The sequence below is a fragment of the Limobrevibacterium gyesilva genome (assembly GCF_025989185.1).
GTDB lineage: Bacteria > Pseudomonadota > Alphaproteobacteria > Acetobacterales > Acetobacteraceae > Limobrevibacterium > Limobrevibacterium gyesilva.
This window is the reverse complement of record NZ_JAPDNT010000010.1, coordinates 50413-75310: the sequence shown is the minus strand read 5'-3', so window position 1 is coordinate 75310 and position 24898 is coordinate 50413. Positions and strand designations below refer to the sequence as shown.

General features: G+C 68.2%; 24 protein-coding genes. 15 read left to right on the top strand and 9 right to left on the bottom strand.

Going from position 1 to position 24898, the window contains the following annotated elements:
• The first annotated feature begins 40 nt into the window (after positions 1-40).
• Together OL599_RS13825 and OL599_RS13820 are read left to right on the top strand one after the other, a co-directional pair.
• Positions 41-1177 carry an alpha/beta hydrolase family protein gene (locus OL599_RS13825; RefSeq protein ID WP_264714380.1) on the top strand — a complete coding sequence of 379 codons (1137 nt, stop codon included), beginning with the start codon at positions 41-43 and terminating at the stop codon, positions 1175-1177.
• Positions 1178-1379: 202 nt separating this feature from the next.
• Positions 1380-2078, top strand: a complete 699-nt coding sequence (locus OL599_RS13820) for a DUF1194 domain-containing protein (protein WP_264714379.1) — start codon at positions 1380-1382, stop codon at positions 2076-2078.
• On the opposite strand, the gene OL599_RS13815 is transcribed toward OL599_RS13820, so the two are convergent.
• Together OL599_RS13815 and OL599_RS13810 are read right to left on the bottom strand one after the other, a co-directional pair.
• Entirely contained in the window at positions 2063-2368 is a 306-nt protein-coding gene (locus tag OL599_RS13815; protein WP_264714378.1) for a hypothetical protein, read from the bottom strand. The genes OL599_RS13820 and OL599_RS13815 overlap by 16 nt on opposite strands.
• Before the next feature lie 35 nt (positions 2369-2403).
• Complete coding sequence (locus tag OL599_RS13810; protein WP_264714377.1) at positions 2404-2766, bottom strand: nuclear transport factor 2 family protein; 363 nt, start codon at positions 2764-2766, stop codon at positions 2404-2406.
• Between the two features lie 286 nt (positions 2767-3052).
• Here OL599_RS13810 and OL599_RS13805 point away from each other — a divergent pair, with 286 nt between their 5' ends.
• From OL599_RS13805 to OL599_RS13790, 4 genes are read left to right on the top strand one after another with little or no spacing between them, the layout of a single operon-like run.
• Positions 3053-4255, top strand: coding sequence for a pyridoxal phosphate-dependent aminotransferase (locus OL599_RS13805; protein ID WP_264714376.1), 1203 nt, complete (start codon positions 3053-3055; stop codon positions 4253-4255).
• 4 nt (positions 4256-4259) lie between these two features.
• Positions 4260-5462 carry a pyridoxal phosphate-dependent aminotransferase gene (locus OL599_RS13800; RefSeq protein WP_264714375.1) on the top strand — a complete coding sequence of 401 codons (1203 nt, stop codon included), beginning with the start codon at positions 4260-4262 and terminating at the stop codon, positions 5460-5462.
• Positions 5459-6466, top strand: coding sequence for a GNAT family N-acetyltransferase (locus OL599_RS13795; protein ID WP_264714374.1), 1008 nt, complete (start codon positions 5459-5461; stop codon positions 6464-6466). Before OL599_RS13800 ends, OL599_RS13795 begins: the two co-directional genes overlap by 4 nt.
• Before the next feature lie 11 nt (positions 6467-6477).
• Positions 6478-7455 carry a sulfotransferase family protein gene (locus tag OL599_RS13790; RefSeq protein WP_264714373.1) on the top strand — a complete coding sequence of 326 codons (978 nt, stop codon included), beginning with the start codon at positions 6478-6480 and terminating at the stop codon, positions 7453-7455.
• Here OL599_RS13790 and OL599_RS13785 read toward each other — a convergent pair.
• The 3 genes from OL599_RS13785 to OL599_RS13775 form a co-directional block, all read right to left on the bottom strand.
• The gene (locus OL599_RS13785; protein WP_283949709.1) at positions 7447-7824 is read right to left on the bottom strand and encodes a DUF3574 domain-containing protein; all 378 of its coding nucleotides are present in this window, start codon (positions 7822-7824) and stop codon (positions 7447-7449) included. The two genes, OL599_RS13790 and OL599_RS13785, sit on opposite strands and share 9 nt — an antisense overlap.
• Before the next feature lie 137 nt (positions 7825-7961).
• Positions 7962-11132: an efflux RND transporter permease subunit gene (locus OL599_RS13780; RefSeq protein ID WP_264714372.1), complete on the bottom strand. Its 3171-nt coding sequence runs from the start codon at positions 11130-11132 to the stop codon at positions 7962-7964.
• A 3-nt stretch (positions 11133-11135) separates the two neighbouring features.
• On the bottom strand, positions 11136-12242 hold the full coding sequence (locus OL599_RS13775; RefSeq protein WP_264714371.1) for an efflux RND transporter periplasmic adaptor subunit: 1107 nt from the start codon (positions 12240-12242) through the stop codon (positions 11136-11138).
• Positions 12243-12458: 216 nt separating this feature from the next.
• Between OL599_RS13775 and OL599_RS13770 the strand changes: the two genes are divergently transcribed.
• Both OL599_RS13770 and OL599_RS13765 read left to right on the top strand, forming a co-directional pair.
• The gene (locus OL599_RS13770) at positions 12459-12701 is read left to right on the top strand and encodes a CDGSH iron-sulfur domain-containing protein (protein ID WP_264714370.1); all 243 of its coding nucleotides are present in this window, start codon (positions 12459-12461) and stop codon (positions 12699-12701) included.
• A 36-nt stretch (positions 12702-12737) separates the two neighbouring features.
• Entirely contained in the window at positions 12738-13658 is a 921-nt protein-coding gene (locus tag OL599_RS13765) for a dihydrodipicolinate synthase family protein (protein WP_264714369.1), read from the top strand.
• A gap of 10 nt (positions 13659-13668) precedes the next feature.
• On the opposite strand, the gene OL599_RS13760 is transcribed toward OL599_RS13765, so the two are convergent.
• Positions 13669-14796, bottom strand: coding sequence for an amidohydrolase/deacetylase family metallohydrolase (locus tag OL599_RS13760; protein ID WP_264714368.1), 1128 nt, complete (start codon positions 14794-14796; stop codon positions 13669-13671).
• Between the two features lie 125 nt (positions 14797-14921).
• Between OL599_RS13760 and OL599_RS13755 the strand changes: the two genes are divergently transcribed.
• Positions 14922-16319, top strand: a complete 1398-nt coding sequence (locus OL599_RS13755; protein ID WP_264714367.1) for an aspartate aminotransferase family protein — start codon at positions 14922-14924, stop codon at positions 16317-16319.
• 10 nt (positions 16320-16329) lie between these two features.
• The gene (locus tag OL599_RS13750; protein ID WP_264714366.1) at positions 16330-17742 is read left to right on the top strand and encodes an amidase family protein; all 1413 of its coding nucleotides are present in this window, start codon (positions 16330-16332) and stop codon (positions 17740-17742) included.
• Here the strand turns inward: OL599_RS13750 and OL599_RS13745 are convergent.
• A complete protein-coding gene (locus tag OL599_RS13745) occupies positions 17739-18902 on the bottom strand; it encodes a CaiB/BaiF CoA transferase family protein (RefSeq protein ID WP_264714365.1) in 1164 nt (387 codons plus the stop codon). The two genes, OL599_RS13750 and OL599_RS13745, sit on opposite strands and share 4 nt — an antisense overlap.
• Before the next feature lie 164 nt (positions 18903-19066).
• Here OL599_RS13745 and tsaA point away from each other — a divergent pair, with 164 nt between their 5' ends.
• Positions 19067-19552 carry a tRNA (N6-threonylcarbamoyladenosine(37)-N6)-methyltransferase TrmO gene (gene tsaA / locus OL599_RS13740; protein ID WP_264714364.1) on the top strand — a complete coding sequence of 162 codons (486 nt, stop codon included), beginning with the start codon at positions 19067-19069 and terminating at the stop codon, positions 19550-19552.
• Positions 19553-19627: 75 nt separating this feature from the next.
• Positions 19628-20383 (top strand): 2-amino-5-chloromuconate deaminase CnbZ, encoded by a 756-nt coding sequence (gene cnbZ / locus OL599_RS13735; protein ID WP_264714362.1) that lies wholly within the window; start codon positions 19628-19630, stop codon positions 20381-20383.
• 30 nt (positions 20384-20413) lie between these two features.
• On the opposite strand, the gene OL599_RS13730 is transcribed toward cnbZ, so the two are convergent.
• The gene (locus tag OL599_RS13730; protein ID WP_264714361.1) at positions 20414-21268 is read right to left on the bottom strand and encodes a polysaccharide deacetylase family protein; all 855 of its coding nucleotides are present in this window, start codon (positions 21266-21268) and stop codon (positions 20414-20416) included.
• A 29-nt stretch (positions 21269-21297) separates the two neighbouring features.
• Positions 21298-22110, bottom strand: a complete 813-nt coding sequence (locus OL599_RS13725) for an SDR family NAD(P)-dependent oxidoreductase (RefSeq protein ID WP_264714360.1) — start codon at positions 22108-22110, stop codon at positions 21298-21300.
• A 151-nt stretch (positions 22111-22261) separates the two neighbouring features.
• On the opposite strand from OL599_RS13725, the gene OL599_RS13720 reads away from it, so the two are divergent.
• The 3 genes from OL599_RS13720 to OL599_RS13710 are packed head-to-tail and all read left to right on the top strand — an operon-like array spanning position 22262 to position 24880.
• A complete protein-coding gene (locus OL599_RS13720) occupies positions 22262-23332 on the top strand; it encodes an amidohydrolase family protein (RefSeq protein ID WP_264714358.1) in 1071 nt (356 codons plus the stop codon).
• A 10-nt stretch (positions 23333-23342) separates the two neighbouring features.
• A complete protein-coding gene (locus OL599_RS13715; protein WP_264714357.1) occupies positions 23343-24464 on the top strand; it encodes an amidohydrolase family protein in 1122 nt (373 codons plus the stop codon).
• A gap of 2 nt (positions 24465-24466) precedes the next feature.
• Positions 24467-24880 carry a Rieske (2Fe-2S) protein gene (locus tag OL599_RS13710; RefSeq protein ID WP_264714356.1) on the top strand — a complete coding sequence of 138 codons (414 nt, stop codon included), beginning with the start codon at positions 24467-24469 and terminating at the stop codon, positions 24878-24880.
• The last annotated feature ends 18 nt before the right edge of the window (positions 24881-24898 follow it).

The following is a 24898-nucleotide window of genomic DNA, read 5'->3' as shown; positions in this document are numbered from 1 at the left end:
GGGCGGCGCCGCCGGCGCGCCATCTCGGGGGGACTGGCCAGTGCGACTCATTCTCTGCTTCCTCAGCCTGTTCGTCGTGCTCGCCGCAGACGCGGGGGCCGCGGAGCCCACGATGCTGCCGGGATTGGTCCGCGCCCCGCTCGCGGTACACGTCGCGCTGCCCGGCGGCGGGAAGGCGGCGCTGGAAGGGCTGGTCATTCGTCCCGACCGGCCCGGGCGGTTTCCTGTGGTGGTAATGGTGCACGGGACGCCGCGCGGAACCGGCGCGGAATTCGCCGCGGCGATCGCGCGCACGTCGCCCGCGAGCTTCAACACCGCCGCCGTTGCCTTTGCCCAGCGCGGCTACGCGGCGGTCGCCATCCTGCGCCGCGGCTTCGGCAAGTCCGACGGGCCCTATGCCGAGGGCGGCGCGGGACCATGCAATAATCGCGACTACCTGCGCGTCGCCCGGATATCGGCCGAGGATGTCACGGGTGCGGCGGCGGCGCTGCGGCAGGAGCCCTGGGCCGACCCGGACCGGGTGGTGCTTTTGGGACTGTCCACCGGCGGCTTCGCGGTCACCGCCGCCGGGGCCGCCAACCCGCCGGGCGTACTGGGCGTGATCGCCTTTGCCGGCGGCCGCGGCTCCGCTGCCCCGGACCAGGTTTGCGATGCCGAGCGGCTGGTGCAGGCGGCCGGGGCGTTTGGTCGCTCCGCTCGCGCACCGGCGTTGTGGATTTATGCCGAGAATGACCATTTCTTTGGCCCTGCGCTGGCACGGCGGATGTTCGACGCCTATGTGGCCGGCGGCGCGCCGGCGCGGCTGGAGATGCTGCCGCCGTTCAGGGCAGACGGCCACACGCTGCTGGCCGCTGGCCACGCGACGCTGTGGTGGCCCGCCGTCGAGCCATTCCTGGCTTCGCTGCTACTGCCCACGAAAGTCGTCGTTGACCTGCCGCCACTGCCCGATCTGCCGGCCCCGCCGTTCGTGCGGGGTGCAACCTGTCGTGCCGGCTTCGCGGACTATGTGACCGCGCGTACCGAAGCCAAGGCGTTCGCGGTCAATCCGGACGGGGCCTGCGGCTGGGCGTACACGGCCCGGACGGCGGACGAGGCGAAACAAACGGCGTTGCGGAACTGCAACAGGAATGGCGCCGGCTGCGCGCTGTATGCGGTCGGGCACGCGCTGGATCACTGAAGCACGATCGGTGCGTCTATCGGCACCGATCGCGCTTCGGTTCTTGTTTTGACGCCACGTGAGGCATTGGCATGGGTACCGGGCCCTGCATTCTGCTGGACGATAAGCAGCCGGCGCGCCAACCTCCTGGCCGCACTCCACAGCCGAGAGGCTCGGATCGATGCCAGGCCGCCTTTCCGTGTGTCGCCGGATCGCAGCGCAGGTGGCCGGCATCGCTGCGCTGCTGCTGGGCCTTGCTGCCGGGGCGGCGGCGCAGCAGCCGGTCGATCTGCAGCTGGTCCTGGGCGTCGACGCGTCCGGCAGCGTCAACCAGGCGCGGTTCGAGCTGCAGAAGCGTGGTTATGTCGCGGCATTCCGCAATCCACTGGTGCTGCAGGCGATCCGGTCGGGGCCAACGCAGGCGATCGCGGTGGCCATGGTGCAATGGACCGGCCCGGCACTGCATGTGCTGGTGGTGGATTGGATGGCGATTCGCGACGAACGCTCCGCCGAGGCCGTCGCCGCCGCGATCGAGGCCGCGCCGCGGCGGCTGTTCGGCGGCGGCACCTCGATCAGCGGCATGATCGACTATGGCGTCGCGCTGTTCCAGCGCGGCGGGTTTGCGGGTGAGCGGCGGGTGATCGACATCTCCGGCGACGGCGCCAACAATATCGGCCGGCCCGCCGAGGATGCCCGTGACGACGCGGTGCGCCGCGGCGTGACGATCAACGGCCTGCCGATCCTGACCATCGAGCCCGACCTCGACATCCATTACCGCGACCAGGTGATCGGCGGCCCCGGCGCCTTTGTCATCGCCATCGACAGCTATGACAGGTTTGCCGACGCGATCCTGCGTAAGCTGATCACCGAGATCGCCACGGACGCCCGCGGCGCGCACGCCACAGCTCAGAGCATGCGGTAGACATTCCACTTCGCCGTGCCGGACACCACGAACGGCTCGAGGTCCTTGCCCCATTGCGCATGCGCCGCGATGGTTCCGAGCTTCGCCCAGGCGCGCTCCAACTCGGCAAGGTCGTCGACCTGCCAGTTGTGCTCCACGGTCGCTTCCAGCGCGCCGATCGAGCCGGTCAGGATCTGGCCCCTGGTGAGGCCCGCCTGCGGCGCGATGGTGGAAGTCCAGTCGCGCAGCATGTCGATGACCTTCTGCTTGTGGCCGAAGCGCGCGTCGATCTGCCAGCGGGCGATCAGCATGGGCGCTCTCCTTTACGATATGTCTGTGTGGCCGCTCAGCCGTCCCACTCCTGCAGCGTGACCTGCCGGGTGATACGCCCACCGGCGATGTCGAGCATGGCCGAGCAGAACACGCGGGTGCCGTCCGGATAGGCACAGGATTCGGTGAAGGCGAGGTGGGTGTCGTCGGCGAGGCCCGCCTCGATGCGGTGGGTCATCGCGCGGCCGCACACATCGTGCCAGTACGCGCCGATGGCCGCGCGGCCGTCGATTTCCAGGGGCGCGCTGGGCGGGTGCTGCCGGTCGATGATGACCATCTTCGCGTCGTCGGCATAAAGGCGCAACAACGCCTCGGCGTCGCGTCCTTCGATCGCCTGCTTCAGCGCGGCGACGCTGATGCGCGGGCTTGATTCGCTCATGCTTCGTCTCCTCCTTGGCAGCCGCATCGTGACGCACCCGCAAGGGGGCCCGCTTCCCGCGAAGGAGCCATCGGTGGCATGGCCCATTGGAGCCATCGAAGGTGCCCGCGGACGACGGCGCGTCGGAGGGGGCACGGGCGCGGTTCGGGCCTGGGTCGTGGACGGTGCGGCCCGGAGCCCGCCCTCATCGCCGCTTTTCATCTGGCAGGGGCGCCTTGCCCCGGTTGCCCGGGCGGAGGCGCCGCATTAGGGTCACCGACTTCGATCAGAGGCCGAGAACACGCACATGCAGCTCACCGCCGAACGCCTGGACCGGATCAGCCCGAGCCAGACCATCGCCATCTCGACCAAGGCACGCGCGCTCAAGGCCACTGGGCGCGACGTGATCAGCCTGTCCGCCGGCGAGCCGGATTTCGATACGCCGCAGAATGTGAAGGATGCGGCCATCCGCGCCATCCAGGCGGGCGAGACGAAATACACCGATGTCGCCGGCACCCTGGCGCTGCGCAAGGCGGTGGCGGAGAAGTTCAAGCGCGACAGCGGCCTGGACTACAAGCCCGAGGAGATCATCGTCTCCACCGGCGGCAAGCAGGTGATCTTCAACGCCATGATCGCCACCATGAACAAGGGTGACGAGGCGATCATCCCGACGCCGTGCTGGGTCAGCTATCCCGACATCGTCTCCCTGGCCGACGGCACGCCGGTATTCGTGCCCTGCGGCCAGAACAACGGCTTCAAGCTGCGCGCCGAGGACCTCGAGGCCGCGATCACGCCGAAGACGAAGTGGTTCTTCCTCAACAACCCCTGCAACCCCACCGGGGCGGCCTATTCCAAGGACGAGCTGCGGGCGATCTGCGACGTGCTGCTGAAGCACCCGGATGTCTGGATCTTCACCGACGATATCTACGAGAAGCTCGCCTATGACGGCTTCAAGCCGGCCACCATCGTGGAGGTGGAGCCGCGCCTGAAGGACCGCACGCTGACCATGAACGGGTGCAGCAAGGCCTATGCCATGACCGGCTGGCGCATCGGCTTCGCCGGCGGGCCGCTGCCGCTGATCAAGGCGCTGGACAAGCTGCAGAGCCAGTCCACCAGCAACACCAGCAGCATCTCCCAGGCCGCCGCCGTCGAGGGCCTGACCGGGCCGCAGGAATTCATCGGCGAGATGGTCGAGGTCTACCGCCAGCGCCGCAACATGGTGGTGGACATGCTGAACAAGGCGCCGGGCCTCACCTGCCACCGGCCCGAGGGGGCGTTCTACGTGTTCCCCTCGGTGCATGGCTGCATCGGCAAGACCAGCAGGGGCGGCGCCCGGATCACCGACGACGAGAGCTTCGTGATCGCGCTGCTGGAGGAGGAAGGGGTGGCCGCCGTGCACGGTGCGGCGTTCATGTATCCCGGCCATTTCCGCATCAGCTACGCCACCGACACGGAAAGCCTGCGCGAGGCCTGCACGCGCATCCAGCGTTTCTGCGAAGGACTGCACTGACGCCATGCCCGCACTCGCCAGCCGCCTGTCGCGGGTCAAGGTTGCCGCGACCGTCGCCATGACCATCAAGGCCCGCAAGTTGCGCGAGGCCGGGGTCAACGTGATCCAGCTGACCATCGGCGAGCCGGATTTCGACTCGCCGCCGCACGCGATCGAGGCCGCGCACCAGGCGGCCCTGGCGGGGGACACGAAATACCCCCCGCAGGACGGCACGAAGCGGCTGAAGGAGGCGGTGCAGCGGAAATTCCGGCGCGACAGCGGGCTGGACTATGCGCTCGACGAGATCATGGTCGCCAATGGCGGCAAGCAGGTCCTGTTCGACGCGCTGATGGCCACCGTGGACGAGGGCGACGAGGTGGTGATTCCGGCGCCGTACTGGGGCGCCTATCCGCTGATGGCGAGCCTGGTGGGCGGCGAGCCGGTGTTCGTGACCTGCCCGCAGAACAACGGCTTCAAGCTGCGGCCCGAGGACCTCGAAGCGGCGATCACGCCGAAGACCAAGTGGCTGATGCTGAACTCGCCGAACAACCCGACGGGGGCGGCCTGCTCGCGCGCGGAGCTGAAGGCGATCGCCGAGGTGCTGCTGAAGCATCCGCATGTCTGGATCATGTGCGACGACATGTATGAGCACCTGGTCTACGGCGACTTCGACTACGACACCCTGGTGGCGGTAGAGCCGCGCCTGCGCGACCGGGTGCTGACGGTCAGCGGCGTGTCCAAGACCTATGCCATGACCGGCTGGCGCATCGGCTTCTGCGCCGGGCCGAAGGACCTGATCCGGGCCATGGTAAACATGCAGGGGCAGGCCACCGCGGGCGTGTCCACCGTTGGCCAGGCCGCCGCCGCCGCGGCGCTGGACGGGCCGCAGGAGCTGGTGGCCGAGCGGGCCGCCATCTATCGCACCCGCCGCGACCTGGTGGTGGACGGGCTGAACGCCATTCCCGGGATTTCCTGCCACCGGCCGGAAGGCGCGTTCTACGTCTACCCGAACATCGCCGGCTGCCTCGGCCGCACCACCGCCGGCGGCAAGAAGATCGAAACCGACGAGGATTTCGCCCTCGCGCTGCTGGACGAGGGCCATGTGGCGCTGGTGCATGGCGCCGCGTTCGGCATGAGCCCCTATCTGCGCATCAGCTACGCCACCGACGATGCCAGCCTGGCCGAGGCGGTGAAGCGCATCGCCGCCTTCGTGGGAGGGTTCAGGTGACTTCGGCCGCCATCCTGCGGGCCGGGCGGGATGACGACGCGGAGGGTTTCATCGCCCTGATCGACGCCTGCTGGGCCGAATATCCCGGCTGCGTGATGGACCTGGACGGCGAAGTGCCGGAACTGCGGGCGCTCGCCAGCTACTACGCCGGGCAGGACGGGGCGTTGTGGGCCGCCGAGGTTGCTGGCCGGGTGGTCGGCATGGTCGCGACCCGGCCGCTGCGCGACGGCGAAGAATCGTGGGAAATCTGCAAGATGTACGCCGCCCGGGAGATGCGCGGCGGCGGCCTCGCGCATGCCCTGATCGAGGCGGCGGAGGCGCATGCCCGCACCCAGGGCGCACAGCGGATGAAGCTGTGGACGGATACCCGCTTCGACCGGGCCCATCGTTTCTACGAGAAGCGCAGCTATGTGCGCTCCGGCCCGATCCGGGCACTGAACGACAAGTCGAACTCCATTGAATTCGCTTACACGAAGCCGCTGGCCGGCGTGCACGTGGAGCGGCTGGATGCCGCCGGAGCGGCCTCAGCCGAGGGCTGCCTGGCATTGATTTTGAAAGAATGTGTCGATAACGACGCCTCCGTGTCGTTCCTGCCGCCGCTGGTGCTCGACAAGGCGGCGGCGTTCTGGCGCCGCATGGCCGCAGACGTGGCCGGCGGCAGGCGCGTTCTGCTGGCGGCGTGGGTGGACGGACTGCTGGCCGGGATCGTGATGCTTGACCTCGACATGCCGGAGAACCAGCCGCACCGCGCCGACCTGCAGAAGCTGCTCGTGCGGCCCGGCATCCGCCGCCGCGGCGTGGGCCGGCTGCTGATGGAACGCATCGAACAGGAGGCACGCGACGAAGGGCGCCGCCTGCTGGTGCTGGACACACGCGCCGGCGACGCGGCAGAGCCGTTGTATCGCGGCATGGGGTGGCAGGAGGCGGGACGCATTCCAGGCTTCGCCGTGAATGCCGACGGTACCCTCGGCGATACCGTGTACTTCTGGAAGAACGTCGGCTGAGCGCGGCCGTCGTGACCGCAGGCACGGGACCGGCAGCACGGGTTGCGATACTGGTCATCGGCGTAAGCCGCTCCGGCAGTTCCGCCCTCACACGCGTGCTCAATCTGCTCGGCGTGGCGCTGCCGGAGGAGCTTCTGGGGCCCGGGCGGGGAAACGAGCGCGGCCATTTCGAGCCGCTCCGGCTGCTCCAACTCAACGACGAGATTCTGCGGTCCCACGGCGCAACCTGGTGGGACCCGATCGCCATTCCGCCGGCCTGGTTTGACGGTCCGCAGGCGGCTGAGTTCGCCGAGCGCGTGGCGGAACGCATTGCGCAGGATTATGGCGACGCGAAGCTGCTGGTGATCAAGGACCCCCGGCTATGCCGGCTCATGCCGATCTACCGGCGCGCCTTGCAGCAGTTGGGGATCGCGCCACGTGGTGTGCTGCCGCTGCGCCATCCCGCCGAGGTGGTGGGTTCGCTGGGCCATCGCGATGGCACCGATCCGCGGACCAGCGAACTGCTGTATGTGCGCGACCTGCTCGGGGCAGAGGCGTTCAGCCGCGATTTCCCACGCGTATGGACCAGCTTCGAGGGATTGCTGGCGGATTGGCGCGGCACGGTGGCGCGGATTGCGGCGGGATTGCAACTGACCTGGCCGAACCCGCCGGAGAGCGTGGCCGCTGCGATCGAGGGCCATCTGGCGCCGGCACTGCGGACATTCGACGTCCGGCGGCATGCCGGGCAGCCGGCTGGTGTCGTGGCCACGGCCGGGGCGCTGTCGCTCGCGCTGTGGCAGGCGGCGCAAGGCGCGATCGATGGCGGCGAGGCGGAGTTGCGGTCCGTATTCGACCCCTTGGGCCTTGTGGTGGGCGAGATCGACCGTCTTAGCGTCCCGCATCTGGACGCGGCGCGCGTCCGGCTCGCCGAGATCGTGGCGGAGCGCGACCAATTGCGCGCTTCGGTCGCCGACCTGCGGGCATTGGGGCCCGACCGGGCATCAGAATGAGGCGCATGCCTCGCTGACGACGAGCCCGACGGAGTCCTGGACAAACTGCGCCTTGTATTCCGTGCGAATGGCATCGAGCCGCTGGAAGGTGTCGGGCGATGCTTCGGTGACGATTTCCACCACCGTTGACGGCTCGGAGATCACGCGCCCGGTAGCGCGCTGGCGCCACTGGCCATAGCCGTCCAGCACGGTCAGCCCATCGGGAAAGCGGGGCGTGACGGCGGCGGCCAGGAAATCCCGCCATGCCACGTCGCCCACTTTGCCGCCCCCGCGCAACGAGCGCCCGAACAGAAGCTGGACGGTGATCGCGGGGTCGCCGCGCATACCGGCACAGCGCGCCGCCGGCGGCGAGGCGGCGCAGGCCGCCAACACCAAGGCAAGCGTGAGGCAGGCCAGACCATTGGCTCGGCGCATGACCGGAAGAACGACCTCGGCACCCGTGCGATGCGCGATACCGCCAGCACGGCCGATGCGGTCATATGCGGTTTCCTTCCGGTGCCGACCGCTCACTTGGCAGCGGTCGACGGCTGCTTTTCGGGCGTTGACATTGCCGGCGCCACCGCCCGGCCTTTGCCCTTGATCCGCTCGCGGATGCCTTGGAAGACCACGTACAGAAGCGGGATGACGAAGATTCCCAGAAAACTCGCCGCGATCATGCCGGCGAAGACGGGTGTTCCGACATTGCGCCGCGCCAGCATGCTGGGGCCGGTGGCGACGACCAGCGGCAATAGCCCGAGGATGAAGGCGAAGCTGGTCATCATCACCGCGCGGAACCGCGCCCGGGCCCCCTCTGCGGCCGCTTGCAGCAGCGGCTGGCCCTTTTCGCGCGCCTCCTTGGCGAACTCCACGATCAGGATGCCGTTCTTGGCCGCAAGCCCGATCAGCACCACCAGGCCGATCTGGCCGTAGAGGTCAAGCGTCAGGCCCAACAGCACGATGCCTACGAATGAGCCGAGGATGCCCACCGAGACCGATAGCAGGACCGGCACCGGAATGGTCCAGCTCTCGTACAGCGCCACGAGGAACAGGTAGGCGAACAGCACGGCGAAAGCCAGGATGATGCTGGTCTGGCCGCTGGCGCGCTTTTCCTGGAAGGCGGTGTCGGTCCAGGTGCCGCGGAAGCCCGGCGGCAGCGTGCGCGCGGCCACCGCCTCCATCGCTGCCAGTGCCTCGCCGGAGGAAACGCCCGGCGCGGGTTCGCCCTGGATGGTCACGGCGCGCAGATTGTTGAAGCGGATCAGCGCCTGCGGACCGAGCACGACGCGCGGCTCGACCAGGCTGCGCAAGGGGACCATCTCGCCCGTGCTGCTGCGCACGTTGATGCGGTTGATGTCGTTGATCGAGGCGCGGTCCTCGGCCTCGGCCTGCACCTGGACCTGCCAGGTGCGGCCGAAAAGATTGAAGTCGTTGACGTAGTAGCCGCCCAGGTTGGTCTGCAGCGCCTGGAACAGCGACGTCAGCGGAATGCCCAGCACCTGCGCCTTGTCGCGATCGATGTCGAGGAAGATCGAGGGGGCGGAGGCGGTGAACGTGCTGTAGACGCGGTTGAGCTGTTTGTCCTGGTTCGCCGCGATGATCAGCCCGCGCAGCACTTGCGCCATGGCCTTCGGGTCGCCTCCGGTGACGTCCTGCAGCACGTAGGTGAAGCCGCCACCGGTACCCAGGCCGAGGATCGGCGGCGGGGCGATGGGCACCACGCTGCCGTCGCGGATCGAGCGGAACTGTTGGGCAAGGCGGGCAATGATTGCGTCCGCGCCGTTTTGCGGTCCCGGCCGCTCTTCGAACGGCTTGAGGCTCACGATGAAGAATCCGGCGTTGGGTTGCGAATAGTTGTCGATGAAGTTGAGGCCGGCCACCGCGGTGTAATCGGCGACCGCGTCTTCCTTGGCGAGGATGCCCTCGACCTGCTTGACCACGTCCAGCGTGCGGCCAACCGAGGCGCCGTCAGGGAGTTGCATCACCACGAAGAATGCGCCCTGGTCTTCCTGCGGCACGAAGCCGGTCGGCGTGATCTTGCCGAGGCCGATCACACCCGCGAAGGCGAGCGCCACGACCGGGACGCTGATGATGGCAAAATGCACGAGGCGGGCGACAATGGCGCCATAGCCGTCGCGCACGCGATCGATGAAGCGCATCACGATGCCGATCGGTCCACGGCGCGGCCCGTGATGCGCCTTCAGCAGGATGGCGCACAGCGCCGGCGAGAGTGTCAGCGCATTGATGGCGGACAGGAACATCGACACCGATACCATCACGGCGAACTGGCGGAACAACTCGCCGGAGATGCCGGAGATGAAGCCGATCGGCACGAACACGGACAACAGGACGAGCGTGATGGCGATGATGGGGGCCGTGATCTCGCGCATCGCCTCCTTCGTCGCGTCCGCCGGCGACATCTCTGGATGCAGTTCCAATTTGTGCTCGACTGCTTCCACCACGACGATGGCGTCGTCCACCACGATGCCGATGGCCAGCACCACCGCGAGCAGCGAGACCGTGTTGGCCGAGTAGCCGATGGCGTTCATCACGATGAAGGCGCCGATCAGGCTGACCGGCACGGCCACGGTGGGAATCAGGGTGGCGCGGAAGCTGCCGAGGAACAGGTAGACCACGAGCACGACCAGCACGAAGGCTTCGACCAGTGTCTTCTGCACCTCGTGGATGGTGGCGGTGACGAAGGTGGTGGGGTCGTAGGTGACCTTCCAGGCGAGGTCTTCGGGGAAGCCGCGCTCCAACTCGGCGAGGTTGCCGCGGATGGCCGCCAGTGTCGTGATCGCGTTCGCGCCTGGCGACTGATAGACGCCGATGATGGTGGCGGCCTTGCCGTTCAGCCTGGTATCGCGGTCCATGTTGGCCGCGCCGAGTTCCAGCCGCGCCACGTCGCGCAGGCGCAGCACGGAACCGTCCGGATTGGTCCGGATGACGATCTGGCCGAATTCATCGGCCGTGGTCAGGCGTCCCTTGGTCTGGATATTGAGCTGGAGTTGCTGGTCATTGCTGATCGGGCGGGCGCCGATGCGGCCGACCGCGGCCTGGACGTTCTGGCTCTGGATGGCCTGGATGATGTCGTTGACGCTGAGCCCGAGGCCGGTGAGGCGGTCGGTCTGGATCCAGACCCGCATGGCGTAGTCCTGCGGGCCGAACAGGGTGGCGTCACCGACCCCTGGCGTGCTCCTGATCCGGTCCAGCAGGTTGATCGTGACGTAGTTGGAGACGAACAGCGAGTCCTTCGTTCCCTTCGGCGAATAGACGGAGATCACCCCCAGCAGCGCCGAGTTCTGCTTCTTCACCGTGACACCCTGCTGGCGGACATCCGATGGCAGTTTCGCCAGCGCAGTCTGCACACGGTTGTTGACGTTCACGGTGTTGATGTCGGGGTTGGTTCCGAGCTCGAACGAGACGGTGAGCGAATAGCTGCCGTCGTTGCCGGACACGCTCTTCATGTAGATCATCTTGTCGACGCCGACGACCTGCGCCTCGATCGGCTGGGCGATCGTGGCCTCGACGACGGCGGCGGAGGCACCGGGGTAGCTGGTCGTCACGGATACCTGCGGCGGCACGATGTCCGGGTACTGCGCGATGGGGATGACGAACAGCGACAACAGGCCGGCGATCGTCGTGACGATGGCGATGACGATGGCCAGCCTGGGCCGGTCGACGAAGACCGAGGAGATCACGGGCTAACCTCCCGCCGCCGGAGCCAGCGGCGTGGCGATGACCGCGGCGCCGGGCCGCAGGCTCTGCAGGCCTTGCACGACCACCTGCTCGCCGCCTTTGAGGCCGTCGTTGACGATGACATCGCGGCCGGTCTCGCCGCCGGTCCTGATGCGCCTGACCACGGCCTTGCCGCCCTCGACGATGAAGACATAAATGCCTTCCTGGTCCGCGATCAGGGCCGCCTGCGGCACGACCACCATCTGTTCCGGCTTGTCGCCCTGGACCAGAACGCGGACGAACTCCCCGTCCACGAGGACGCCGGTGGGATTGGGCACGCTGGCACGCACCAGCAGCGTATCGGTGGCCTTGTCGACGCTGACATTGACGAACGTGATGCGGCCGCGCTGGTCATAGGTCGAGCCATCGGCGAAGCGGATGACAGCCTCTATCGCGTTGACATCCACCTGGCCGCCAGCCTGGCGCATGCGCAGGAACTCCCGGTTGCTGACCGGGAAGGTCACGTACATCGGGTCCTCGCTGACAATCTGGGCGAGGGTGCCGCTGTCCGGCCCCACGACGTTGCCCTTGGTGACGAGGGTGCGGCCGATCTTGCCGGTGATCGGGGCAGTGATGGCGGTGTAGCCGAGATTGATCGTAGCGGTTTGCAGGGCGGCTTCCGCGACGATGACCTGGCCCTGCGCGCTTTGTTCGGCCGCCACGCGCTGGTCGCGGATCGCAACGGATACGGCGCTGGTCTTGACCAGTTCTTCGGCGCGCTGGCGCTCCAGGGTGGCATTCGCATACTGCGCCTGCGCCTGGACCAGGTTGCCGCGGGCCTGCAGCACGGCGGCCTCGAACGGCGGCCGCTCGATCTGATACAATTTATCGCCCTCTTTCACGGTCGAACCTTCCGTGAACAGGACGGCTTCCAGGAATCCGGTGACGCGGGCGTGGATGTCGACGCGCTGGATGGCCTCCACCCGGCCGACGAAGTCCAGGCCCTTGGTCACGTCCTGCTTGGCGGCAATGACAGTCCCGACCATGGCCGCCTGCGGGGCCGCCGCGGGCTGGGCGAACGCGGGCTGGGCGAGGCACATGGCAAGGGCGGCAGCGTAGTGCAGGCGGCGCATGCTGGTTCTCCGTCGACTGGCCGTTCAAACAAATAGCATGGATTTGCCGCGGAGCGTGGAATCGTGGCGCCGGACATGTCCCGGGCCAGCGATGCCGGGATTGCGGCGAAAAACGCCAGGCGCACAGGGGCGGGCGGACGAGTTGGCAGCCGGGCGAGGCGGGCGTTACGATGTCGTGTGCGGCCCATGCGTGGCCAGCAGGCAGGAAGCAGAAGCATGTCCGAATCACCCGTGATTGCCGCAAGGGCACCCATCAAGGTCACCGTGGAGGCCGGGAAGTCGTATTATTGGTGCGCTTGCGGCAAGAGCGGCACACAGCCCTTCTGCGACGGCTCCCATAAAGGCGGGCCGTTCACGCCCGTGCATTACAAGGCCGAGAAGGATGGCGACGTGTGGTTCTGCGCCTGCAAGCACAGCGGCCACCGGCCGCTCTGCGACGGCACGCACAAAACCGTTTAAGGCGGCGGCTCGGGACAAGGCAAAAGGCGGAACGGCATGAACCGGCTGGACGAGACCGCGCGCGGCGTTTTCATCATTGCCGTGACGCCGTTCCGCGACGACGGCGCGCTCGACCTGGCGGGCACGGATGGGCTGGTGGAGTTCTATCTGGAGCGTGGCGCCACCGGCCTGACCATCCTGGGCATGATGGGCGAGGCGCCAAAGTTGTCCGGCGCGGAGGCGTTGGTTTTCACGCGGCGTGTCGTGCAGCGCGTGGCCGGCCGTGTGCCAGTGGTGGTCGGCGTGTCCAGCCCGGGCTTCGCGGCGATGCGAGACCTCTCGACGGCGGTGATGGAGGGGGGCGCGGCCGGGGTGATGGTGGCGCCGCAACCCAATCTGCGCACGGACGATGCCATCTTCGGCTATTTCCGCCAGGTGGCGGAGACGCTGGGCGATATCCCCTGGGTGCTGCAGGACTTTCCGCAGGCCAATGGCGTGCAGATCGCACCGGGCGTGATCCGCCGCGTGGTCGATGCGCTGCCGACCTGCGTGATGCTGAAGCACGAGGACTGGCCCGGGCTGGCCAAGATCTCGGCGCTGCGCGACGTGCCGGACATGCGCCGCATCAGCATCCTGGTGGGCAATGGCGGGCTGTTCCTGCCCGAGGAACTGCGCCGCGGCGCCGACGGGGCGATGACCGGGTTCGCGTTTCCCGAAATGATGGCAGGCGTCGTGGCCGCGCACGAAGCCGGCGACCCCGGCCGAGCCGCCGACATCTTCGACGCCTATCTGCCGCTGGCGCGCTACGAGCAGCAGCCGGGACCGGGGCTGGCGGTGCGCAAATTCGTGCTGGCCAGGCGCGGCGCGATTCCGTCCGCTGCGCAGCGCGCGCCGCGGGTGACGCTGACGGCGCGCGACATCGCCGAGGTGGAGTTCCTGCTGGCCCGGCAGGAGAAGCGGCTGCGGGAGATCGGCTGAGCCGCAGGGCTCAGCCGTGCCACCACTTGCCGCCAAGCACGATGCCGCGGCAGGCCAACTGCTCGTCGCTGTCCAGCGTCTCGCCCACCACGTCCATGAAGGTGAACTTTCCCCGTTCCATCTCCAGGATGGTGGCGTCGCCCAGCAGCCCGGGCTTCAGCGTGCCGCGGTCCTGCACTCGCACCGCGCTGGCGGCGTTGATGGTGCTGGCGCGGATCACTTCGTTCAACGGCACGCCCATGCGCAGGAACTTCGACATGGTGACCAGCATGTTGTAGGCGGGCCCGCCGATCGAGGTCAGGTGCACGTCGGACGAGATCACGTCCGGCAGGAAGCCGTTCTTCAGCATGGCCATGGCGGTCTCGAACCCGAACGAGCCGCGGCCATGGCCGATGTCGAAGATCACGCCGCGGGCGCGGGCGTCCAGCACGTCCTGTTCCACGCTGCCGTCGGCGGCGGCGGGGGCGTTGGGGAAGGGGCGGAAGCAATGCGTCAGGATGTCGCCGCCGCGCATCAGCTTCATCACCTCGCTGCGGGGCGGCGGCGGCGCGTCCAGATGGCTCATCAGCGGCAGGCCCATATGCTCGGCCACTTCCAGCGCCATCTGCATGGGGACGATGCCGAGCGCGCCGGAGGTGCCGCCGCCCACACGCACCTTGATGCCGACGATGAGGTCGGCCTGCTCCTTGGCCACGGCCAGGCAGACGCGGGAGTTGACCAGCCGCAGGTCGCTGCACTCGCCGAAGCTCACCTCCCAGTGCAGGCCGAAGATGCCGGGGAACGCGATATTCAGGAACGGCAGGATGCGCACGTCCGACCGCTCGATGACGTGCTTGCGGAACCCGTGGATGTTGCCCGGGCCGGCCGAGCCGGCGTCCACCAGCGTGGTGCAGCCGCTGAAGCGCGCGTAGTCGTCGGGGTCCACGCCGAGCGAGGTGCCGCCCCAATAGACATGGGTGTGCAGGTCGATCAGCCCGGGCACCACCATCTTGCCCGACACGTCGCGGGTCTCGGCGGCGGGGCCGAGGTCCTTGCCGATCGCGGCCACCTTGCCGCCGGCGAACGCGACATCGAGCGCCTCGTTCAGGTTCTGCGCCGGGTCGATCACACGACCGCCTTGCAACACGAGATCGAACATCCGGCCGCCTCCATCCTTGCGTCTTTTGCGTCCGCCGATGGTCGGCGGACGGAAAGATTTACGCAACCCCTCCCCAAGCGGCGCGGACCGTCGCACACTGGCCGCTTCATGCTCAGGAGGCGCCGATGTCAACGGCAATGGTCCTTGACGACCCCCGCATCAATTCCCGCATCGTTACGGCATATCGCCAGCGCACGCCCGGCTCGGCCGACCTGGCGCGCCAGGCCGCGGACCTGCTGCCGAGCGGCATCACGCACGATGCCCGCCATGTCGACCCGTACGGCATCTACGTGGCCCGCGCCCAGGGGCCGCATAAATGGGACGTGGACGGCAACCGCTACGTCGATTTCTTCGGCGGACATGGCGCGCTGATCCTCGGCCATGGCCACCCGACGGTGGCCGCCGCCATCGCCGAAGCGGCCGCGGAGGGCTCGCAGTTCGGCGCCAGCCACCCCCGCGAGATCGGCTGGGCGCGGGCGATCCAGCGGCTGATCCCCTCGGCCGAGCGGGTGCGTTTCACCAATTCGGGCACCGAGGCCACGCTGATGGCCGTGCGCCTGGCGCGCGCCTTCACCGGGCGATCGACGCTGCTGCGCTTCAAGGGCCATTTCCACGGCTGGCACGATCACATGACCAGCGGCTACTCGAACCATTTCGACGGCTCGCCGACTCCCGGCGTGCTGCAAGGGATCGCCGACAAGACAGTGCTGGTGAGCCCCGGCGACATCGATGCGGTGGCGGCGGTATTGAAGACCAACCCGGACATCGCCGCGATCATCCTGGAGCCCACGGGCTCGTCGTTCGGCCAGGTGCCGCTGAAGCCGGAGTTCCTGCATGGCCTGCGCGCGCTGACCCAGGCGCACGGGGCGTTGCTGATCTTCGATGAGGTGGTGACCGGCTTCCGCACGTCGCGTGGTGGCGCCCAGGTGGCGTTCGGCATCCGGCCGGATCTTTCCAGTTTCGCGAAAATCGTCGCCGGCGGCATGCCCGGTGCGGCGGTGGCGGGGCGCAAGGACATCCTGGACCTGCTGGACTTCGCCGCCGCGGCCGCTGCCGGGCGCGAGAAGATCGGCCATCCCGGCACGTTCAACGCCAACCCGGTGTCGGCCGCAGCCGGCATCGCGGCGCTGACGATCCTGGCCGAGACCGATGCGAACGATGTCGCTTCGGCCCGCGCCGCGGAACTGCGCGCCGGGCTCAACGAGGTGCTGACGCAGGAGCGGGTGCCCTGGGCGGTGTACGGCACCACCTCCGGCTTCCATCTGTTCATGAACCCGCAGGGCCGCGACATCACGCCGGCGACGTTCGACCCGCATGCCGCCAGCATGGACGAGTTGAAGGCCCAGCCGGCGCAGCTCTCCGCGCGCATGCGGCTGGCGATGCTGGTGAACGGGGTGGACCTGAATCCGCGCCTGGGCGGCTTCACCTCGGCGGCCCATCAGGCCTCGGACATCGCGGACACCGTTGCCGCCTTCCGCGAGTCCATCCGCATGCTGCGCGCCGAGAACGAACTGCCCGCCTGAAGGAAACGACATGAACGACGAGGATCTGGGCTTCCTGCCCGCGACCGAACTTGCGCCGATGATCCGGCAGAAGAAGATCTCGCCGGTGGAGGTCGTCTCGACCATCCTGGCGCGCATCGAGCGGCTGGAGCCGAAGGTCAACGCTTTTGCTTTCCTGGCCGGCGATCAGGCGATGGATGCGGCCCGCAAGGCCGAGGCGGCGCTGATGAGCGGGGGGCCGATCGGACCGCTGCACGGCGTGCCCGTCACCATCAAGGACCTGGCCTGGACGAAGGACATGCCGACCCAGTCCGGCAGCCGGATCATGCAGGGCAATCGCCCGCCGATCGACACGCCGGTGGTGACTCGCTTGCAGGATGCCGGTGGCGTCGTGCTGGGCAAGACCACCACGTCGGAGTTCGGCTGGACCGGCGTCAGCCGCTGCCCGCTGACGGGGATCACGCATAACCCGTGGAAATTCGGCTACAACGCCGGCGCTTCCTCGGCCGGCGCGGGGGCGGCGTCGGCGGCCGGCTACGGGCCATTGCACCAGGGCAGTGATGGTGCGGGGTCGGTGCGCATGCCCTCGCATTTCTGCGGCATCTACGGGCTGAAGCCGACCTTTGGCCGGGTGCCGTACCATCCCGTGGGCGCCGGCGACTACACCTCCCATATCGGGCCGATGACGCGCACGGTGGCGGACTCGGCGCTGATGATGGCGGTGATGGCCGGACCGCATCCGCTGGACCACACGACATGCGAAACGTGGCCGGCGGACTATCTGGGCCGGCTGCACGACGGCATCGCCGGGCGCCGGATCGCCTTCAGCCCCGATCTCGGCCATGCACGCGTCGATCCCGACGTCGCCGCACTGGTGCGCAGTGCCGCCGAGCGTTTCGCTGCCGCGTCCGGCGCTGTCATGGAGGAGGTGACGCCGCATTGGGGGCCGAAGGGGCCGGAACTCGCCCGCGGGTTCTGGTCGGCGCACATGACGCGCCTGCAACGCTATCTGCCGGAGTGGGCGGACAAGATGGACCCGGGCCTGGTGGCCTGCATCCGTGAGGGGGCCGACGTCACGATGTCCGGCTATCAGGCGCTGCGCGAGCGCAAGATGGCGTATATCGCGGACATCCAGATGTTCTTCGAGGACTGGGATTTCCTGGTCACCCCCACCGTGTCCGTGGCCGCCTTCCCGGCGGAGCGGCTGCAGCCCGCGCACTGGCCCGAACACCCATGGGACTGGCTGAGCTGGGCGGAGTTCTCCTATCCGTTCAACATGTCCTGGAATCCCGCGGCCACCGTGCCCTGTGGCTTCACGGCGGAAGGGCTGCCGGTGGGGCTGCAGATCGTCGGCAAGCGCTTCGACGACCTCGGCGTGTTCCAGGCCTCGGCGGCGTTCGAGAAGGTGCTGCCCTGGGCGGACAAGCGGCCGAAGCTCGGCTAGGCGATCGACCGGAGGACGGCCTCGGTGTCCTGCCCCAGCGGGACACTGGGGGCGTCGTCCGCGCGCTCGCAGCCATGCAGGCGCAAGGGAGACTCCGCGATCACCAGGCGACCGTGCTGCGGATGGTCGATCCAGCGCAGCGCGCCGCGGGCGTGCAGATGCGGGTCGTCGACGACCTCGCGCAACGTGCGCACGGGGGCGGAGGGCACGTGGTGGCGCATCAGCCGCGCGAACGCTTCCGCCTTCGTGAGCGTGGACATGCGCGCGCCGATACAGGCGTCGATCGCCTCCATGGCGGCGACACGGCCCTTGTTGGTGCCATAGCGCGGGTCGTTGCCGAGTTCCGGCATGTCCAGTGCCTTCGTCAGCGAAGCGAAATGCTTGTCGTTGCTGCACAGGATGGCAACGAAGCCGTCCTTGGCGGGATAGACGTTGTACGGGCAGATCGACAGGCCGCCATGGCGATTTCCGGTGCGGCCAACCTCGCCGCCGCCCGCGCGGAACAACGTGCCGAGATTGGACGTCAGGGAGAAATAGGCCGCCTCCAGCATGGCGATCTCGACCATCTGGCCGAGGCCGGAGCGGGTGCGTTCGAACAGCGCCGTCACCACCGCGGCGTAGACGTGCGTGCCGGCGAGGAAGTCGCACAGGGTCGCACCCGTCTTGACCGGCGGCTGGTCCGCAAAGCCTGTGATCCCCAGGATCCCTGACATCGCCTGCACGCTGAGGTCCATGGCGGGATAGTCGCGGTATGGTCCGTCGATGCCATAGCCGGAGCTGCAGGCGTAGATCAGGCGCGGGTTGCGTTCGCGCAGCACGTCCCAGCCGAGGCCGAGGCGGGCCATGACGCCGGGCGTGAAATTCTCCACCAGCACATCGGCGCTGTCCGCCAGCTTCAGCACAGTGGCCACACCCTCCGGCGTCTTCAGGTCCAGCACCACGCTGCGCTTGTTGCCGTTCAGCATGGCGAAGGGCAGGTCGGAGCCACTGGCGCGACGGCGGAGATGCTCGCCGCCGGGCGGCTCGATCTTGATCACCTCGGCGCCGTTGCGCGCCATCATGAACGTGGCGTAGGGGCCGTTATAGACCTGCGTGAGGTCGATGACGCGCACACCGGCGAGCGGCGGCGGGCGCTTTGTGGCCTGGCTTGCGTCGGGCATGGCGTGCTGCGTCCCACTTCCAGAAGGTCCAAGGTGCGTCCGCATCGCTGCGGCGGGAACGGTGGGAGCCGCGGCGAACGCGTGTCAAGCTGGGGCGGGTGTGGCTGCTCCACGGCCGGCTTTCGGGCAGACTGCCACCTGTGATGGCGAAAGGAGTGCTGACCATGCCGACCGACGCCACCGAGGCCGCGATCCGGCTGCGTCCGATCGGCGTGCTGTCCACCCCCTGGCGCAGCGTCGCGGCGTGTCCGCGCAACGGGCGGCAACCGGATCCGCCGCCGCTCTGCCACGCAACGGTGTTCGATGAGTTCATTCCCGGCCTGCAAGGACTGGACGGTTTCAGCCACCTGATCCTGCTCTACTGGATGGATCACGCGCGCGAAGCCGAACTGGTGTTCACGCCGCCCTTCGATACCCAGCCGCGCGGCGTATTCGCCACCCGTGCGCCGCGCCGGCCGAATCCGATCGGCCTGTCGGTCGTTGCCTTCGACGGCTTCGACGCACCCGGGCGGCTGCGCGTCCGCTACCTCGATTGCCTTGATGGCACGCCGCTGCTCGACATCAAGCCGTACCTGCCGACCACGGATGCCGAGCCTGATGCCGACATGGGGTGGCTCGCCCGGCACGCGACGCTGCGCCCGCGCGGGTAGCCTCCTACCCGCGTGCGACCATGGGCAGGGCGCCGTCCTGCCGCTAGCATTTGCACTGCAGAACGGGAGGACAGCATGGCCGAGATCATCGACGCGCCGCAGGGCGGCTACCGCTTCATCAAGGGCGTGTTCCAGTATTCCGCCGGTGTCGCGGCCCTGCCGGGCTATCGCGTCGAGCGCGTGCGCTTCGCCAATCCCGTCCCGCTGCTGCAGGGCTTCGCCCGCATTGCCGAGACGTTGCGCGCCGCCGGCCGACCGCTGGCCGCCTTCTGCGCCTGCGAGCTTCGTTCTCCCGCACCGTTCACCGAGCAGGGCTTCCTCGACTTCAACAAGGCGTACGCGGGTGTACTGAGCGAGTGGGGCCTGCTCGCCCGCGGTGACAATCCCGTGGCCCGCGCCAATGTCTGCCCGGCGATCGACCCGCCGGCGACCCCGGGCTTCCACGCGTTCTCATACACCGTGCCCGATGCCGCCGCCGCGCCGTCCTTCGTCATCGCCGGCAGCGGCGAGGTGGAGGAGGGCAGGGGCAACTATCGCGATTTCACCGTGGCGCTCGGTGACATCTCGCCGGCAGGGATCCGCATGAAGGCCGACTGGGTGCTGGGCGAGATGGAACGGCGCATGGCCGCCCTGGGCTTCGGCTGGGCCGACACGACGGGCGTGCAGGTCTACACCGTGCACGACATCGCCCCGTTCCTGCCCGACGCGCTGGTCCGCCGCGGCGCCGCGCGCCATGGCGTGACCTGGCAGTTCCATCGCCCGCCAGTGGTGGACCTGGAATATGAAATGGACTGCCGGGGCGTGCACAGCGAGCGCGTGGTGGCAGGCTGAAGCAGGCCCGCTGCGCCGCCCCGGGCCGGTTCAGCCGCCGCGCAGGCTGACTCCTTCAGGGAACTTGCGGCGATATTCGTCCACCGCGGTCTCCATGGTCACAAAGGTGGCGCCCTCGCGGCGCAGTGTCTCGATCATGTGTTCGAGCATCAGCATCCGGTGCCCGCGCCCGATCACGTGCGGGTGGAACGTATAGGTCAGGATGCCCCAGTCATTGTGCTTCTTCATGTAACGGAATTCGTTGATGAAGTTCTCGATCACCATGCGCGCGTTCATGTTCCCCGGCAGGATGCCGGCGTCCGAGCGCGTGTATTCGAAATGCGGGTAGTCATCGAGCGACCAGCTGATCGGCATTTCCACCAGCTTGGTGTCCGCCCCGAAGACCAGCGGCTCCAGCAGCGTGATCTTGTCCCCGTTGCGCGCCTGATAGGGGATGTAGTCATGCCCCATCATGCTGCTGTCATAGACGAAGCCGTGCTTCAGCAGCAGGTCGATGCTGTGCGGACTGAGGTCCCAGGCCGGCGAGCGGTAGCCGCGCGGCGCCCGTCCCGTCAGCCGGATGATCGACTCGTTGCCGCGCACCAGCTCCTGCTCCTCGCCCTCGGCGCCGAGCGTGGAGGGAACGCGGTGCGTCCAGCCATGGTTGCCGATCTCGTGCCCGGCCGCATACACGGCGGCGACGCAGGATGGGTAGCTGTCGATGGTGTGGCCCGGGATGAACCAGGTGGTGGGAATGCGCTCGGCATTCAGCAGCGCAAGGATTCGCCTGGTGGCGGCGATGCCGAAATCGCCGCGCGAAATCGCCGTAGGCGTCACATTGTTGCGCGCGATGGCGGAGGAGGTGTTGTCGTGATCGAAGGTGAGGCAGACGAACAGATCGGCCATGCCGGGTCTCCTGGTTGTCGTGGAACGTGTCAGCGCAACACGGGTGGAGCGTCCATCCCGTCGCGATAGCGTGTGGCCAGCCAGCCGCCATCCACCACCAATACCTGGCCGGTGATGAAGCCGGCGTCGTCCGAGCACAGGAACGCGGCCGCCGCCGCGATGTCCTCGGGCTGGCCGTTGCGGCCCAGCGGGGTCATGTCGGTCATCTGGCTGCGGAACCAGGCACTGCTCTCGATGCGCCGGCGCGTCATGCCGGTCTCGATCAGGCCGGGCGAGATTGCGTTGACGCGAATGCCTGCGGGCCCGTAATCGGCGGCCATCTGCCGGGTGATGCCGATCACGCCGGCCTTGGCGGCGGCATAGGCGGCGCTGCCGGGAAACCCGGTCATGCCGAAGATCGAGGCGATGTTGACGATGGCGCCGCCGGCCGGCATGCGCAGGACCGCGGCGCGCGACATCCTGAACACGCTGCGCAGGTTCATGTCCAGGAACCGGTCGAGCTCGGCGTCGTCGGTGTCTCCGGCGCGGTGCGATCCGCCGATTCCCGCATTGTTGACCAGCACCCGCACGCTGCCATGCCGGGCGATGGCATGGTCCAGGATGGCCGCGGGGGAGTCGGCCGAAGCGACATCGGCGACCATGGTCTCGACCGGCGTGCCCTGGGCCTGCGCCAGCGCGGCGGTGGCGGCAAGGTCCTCGGCCTTCACGTCGACCGCCAGCACCGGCGCACCCTCGCGGGCCAGGCGCAGCGCGATGGCGCGCCCGATGCCGCCGGCAGCCCCGGTGACCACGGCCGGCTGTCCGCTCAGCCTCGATAAGCCCATCGGGCCGGGTGACGCCATGCGCAGGCCTCCGTCGCGTTGATCTTTCCGGAGCCGAGCATCGGGCGGCGGAGCTTGTCCTGTCAAAGCCGCACATCGGTGGACGGGCCGGTGTGGGGGGTGTAGCCTTTGGCGCAACGACGGGACGGAATCGCGAGGGAGGCGTGTGGCCATGAAGGGGGTAACCCCCGGCGGCATCGACTGCGACGTCCACCCGGCCGTACCTGGAATGGCTGCGCTGTTGCCGTATCTCGATGACTACTGGCGCGAGCAGGTCGTCACGCGAGGGATCGATGGCCTCGGCCTTGCCTCCTTTCCCCCCGGCATCGCGGCGAACGGGCGCGCCGACTGGCGGCCACCCAAGGGCCTGCCGGGTGGCGACCTCGAAATGCTGCGGGCCCAGGCGCTGGGTGCGTTCGGCACCAAAGCGGCCATCTGCAACCCGCTCTATGGTGTGCAGGCGCTCCACAACCCGCATTTCGCCACCGCGCTCGCGCGGGCCATGAACGACTGGATGGCCGCCGAGTGGCTGGACCGCGAACCGCGCCTGCGTGCCTCCATCGTCATCGCCCCGCAGGATCCCGAGCAGGCGGTGGCGGAGATCGACCGCCGCGCCAGCGACCGCCGCTTCGTGCAGGTGCTGCTGCTGGCCATGGGCGAGACGCTGCTGGGCAAGCGCGTGCACTGGCCGATCTATGCGGCGGCCGAGCGGCATGGCCTGCCGATCGGCATTCATGCCGGCAGCACCGCGCACCACGCGACCACCGGAAATGGCTGGCCCTCATACTACATCGAGGATTATGCCGCCCAGGCGCAGGCCTTCCAGGCGCAGCTTCTGAGCCTCGTGCACGAAGGGGTGTTCGTCAAATACCCCGGCCTGACCGTGGTGCTGATCGAATCCGGCTTCACCTGGCTGCCCGGCTTCATGTGGCGTGCCAACAAGACCTGGCGCGGTGTGCGGGCGGAAGTGCCGTGGGTGGACCGCCCGCCGGCCGAGCTCATTCGCGACCATGTGCGCGTGACCCTGCAGCCGACCGACGCGCCGCCCGACGCGGCCAGCCTGGAGAAGGTCATCGACCAGATCGGTTCGGACCGGATGCTGCTGTTCTCGACCGATTACCCGCATTGGCATTTCGAGGGCATGAAGGCGTTTCCCGCCGGGTTCCCGGCCGGGCTGAAGCAGCGCGTGCTCGTGGACAACCCGCTGGCAACCTATCCGCGATTGAAGGAGACGCTTCAATGAGGAACGGTCAATGAGCCCCGATGGCGGCCGTGCGGTTGGCGCGCCGGTGCTGGAGCGGCAGTCGCGCTCCAGGCTGAGGGTCATCGATTGCGACGTGCATCATGCGTTGCGATCGCCGAAAGACCTGCATCCGTACTTGTCGCGCCGCTGGCGTGAGCACCTCGATACCTACGGCCACCGGCATCCCGTGCCGTTCGTGGGCTCGTCGCCCTATCCCAAAGTGGCACCGGCGCTGTCGCGCACCGATTCCTGGCCGCCCGATGGCGGGCCGCCCGGCTCGGATCTCGCGTTCCTGCGCGCGCAGTTGCTCGACCGCTACAACATCGAATACGGCATGCTGCATCTGCTGACGCCGCAAGGCATGGATCAGCGCAACCAGGAATTCGGCACCGCCATCTGCCGCGCCGTCAACGAGTGGCAATACGAGAACTGGACGCAGAAGGAACGGCGCCTGAAGGCCGCGATCGTGGTTCCCGGCGAGGATGCCGAGGCGGCGGTGGCGGAAATCGAGCACTGGGCAGGCAACCCGGATTTCGTGCAGATCTCGATGGTCACCCACACCATCGAGCCGTTGGGCCGCCGCCGCTACTGGCCGATCTACGAGGCTGCGTCGCGCCACGGCCTGCCGGTCGGGTTGCACACATCGGGCTTCAACGGCCACGCCATCAGCGGCGCCGGCTGGCCGTCGTACTATGTGGAGGAGCAGCACGAGGTGGCATTGTCGCAACAGGCAGTCGTGATCAGCCTGGTGTGCGAAGGCGTGTTCGAGCTTTTCCCCAGCCTCAAGGTCGTGATCGTCGAGGCCGGCTTCGCCTGGGTGCCGTCGGTGGCGTGGCGCCTCGATCGGCAATGGGCGCGCATGCGCGAGGAAGTGCCGCATCTGACGCGGCCGCCGTCCGAATACATCCGCAAGAATCTGTGGTTCACCACCCAGCCGGTGGATGAGCCCGAGCGCCCCGAGGATCTGCGTGCCGTGCTGGATTGGCTGGGCTGGGACCGCGTGCTGTTCGCCACCGATTACCCGCATTGGGATATGGACAATCCGGAATTCGCGTTCAAATGCCGGATGACCGATGCCGAACGGCGCATGGTCTATAGCGGCAACGCGCGCGCGGTGTACGGGCTGGCCTGAGCATGGCGCGCCATGTGGTGGCAACCGTCACCGAGATCCCGCCCGGCGCGCGCAAGCTGCTGACCGTCGCCGGCCGCGAGATCGGCGTATTCAATATCGGTGGCGAATATTTCGCGCTGCTCAATCGCTGCCCGCACCAGGGCGGCGCGCTGTGCAAGGGGCCGCTTGTCGGCCTCGTCACCTCTCGCGAGCCCGGCCGTTTCGACTACAGCCGCCGCGGCGAGATGCTGAAATGCCCCTGGCACGGCTGGGAATACGATGTCCGCACCGGACAATCGTGGTGCGATCCCGATGACGTGAAGGTGCGCCTCTACAAGGTGAGCGTCGAGCCCGGCGAGGCCGTGGCCCGCGGCCCGTTCGTGGCCGAGACGTTTGCCGTATCGGTCGAGCAGGATTACATCGTCGTCGAAGTCTGATTCGATCGGTATGAAGGG

Bases quoted from the DNA above. Each gene is read 5' to 3' on its own strand.
- OL599_RS13755 (WP_264714367.1), top strand. From the start codon at position 14,922: ATGTCAACGGCAATGGTCCTTGACGACCCCCGCATCAATTCCCGCATC.
- OL599_RS13775 (WP_264714371.1), bottom strand. From the start codon at position 12,242: ATGCGCCGCCTGCACTACGCTGCCGCCCTTGCCATGTGCCTCGCCCAG.
- OL599_RS13815 (WP_264714378.1), bottom strand. From the start codon at position 2,368: ATGCTGATCGCCCGCTGGCAGATCGACGCGCGCTTCGGCCACAAGCAG.
- OL599_RS13750 (WP_264714366.1), top strand. From the start codon at position 16,330: ATGAACGACGAGGATCTGGGCTTCCTGCCCGCGACCGAACTTGCGCCG.
- OL599_RS13805 (WP_264714376.1), top strand. From the start codon at position 3,053: ATGCAGCTCACCGCCGAACGCCTGGACCGGATCAGCCCGAGCCAGACC.
- OL599_RS13760 (WP_264714368.1), bottom strand. From the start codon at position 14,796: ATGTTCGATCTCGTGTTGCAAGGCGGTCGTGTGATCGACCCGGCGCAG.
- OL599_RS13725 (WP_264714360.1), bottom strand. From the start codon at position 22,110: ATGGCGTCACCCGGCCCGATGGGCTTATCGAGGCTGAGCGGACAGCCG.
- tsaA (WP_264714364.1), top strand. From the start codon at position 19,067: ATGCCGACCGACGCCACCGAGGCCGCGATCCGGCTGCGTCCGATCGGC.
- OL599_RS13810 (WP_264714377.1), bottom strand. From the start codon at position 2,766: ATGAGCGAATCAAGCCCGCGCATCAGCGTCGCCGCGCTGAAGCAGGCG.
- cnbZ (WP_264714362.1), top strand. From the start codon at position 19,628: ATGGCCGAGATCATCGACGCGCCGCAGGGCGGCTACCGCTTCATCAAG.
- OL599_RS13730 (WP_264714361.1), bottom strand. From the start codon at position 21,268: ATGGCCGATCTGTTCGTCTGCCTCACCTTCGATCACGACAACACCTCC.
- OL599_RS13710 (WP_264714356.1), top strand. From the start codon at position 24,467: ATGGCGCGCCATGTGGTGGCAACCGTCACCGAGATCCCGCCCGGCGCG.
- OL599_RS13800 (WP_264714375.1), top strand. From the start codon at position 4,260: ATGCCCGCACTCGCCAGCCGCCTGTCGCGGGTCAAGGTTGCCGCGACC.
- OL599_RS13720 (WP_264714358.1), top strand. From the start codon at position 22,262: ATGAAGGGGGTAACCCCCGGCGGCATCGACTGCGACGTCCACCCGGCC.
- OL599_RS13770 (WP_264714370.1), top strand. From the start codon at position 12,459: ATGTCCGAATCACCCGTGATTGCCGCAAGGGCACCCATCAAGGTCACC.
- OL599_RS13765 (WP_264714369.1), top strand. From the start codon at position 12,738: ATGAACCGGCTGGACGAGACCGCGCGCGGCGTTTTCATCATTGCCGTG.
- OL599_RS13715 (WP_264714357.1), top strand. From the start codon at position 23,343: ATGAGCCCCGATGGCGGCCGTGCGGTTGGCGCGCCGGTGCTGGAGCGG.
- OL599_RS13745 (WP_264714365.1), bottom strand. From the start codon at position 18,902: ATGCCCGACGCAAGCCAGGCCACAAAGCGCCCGCCGCCGCTCGCCGGT.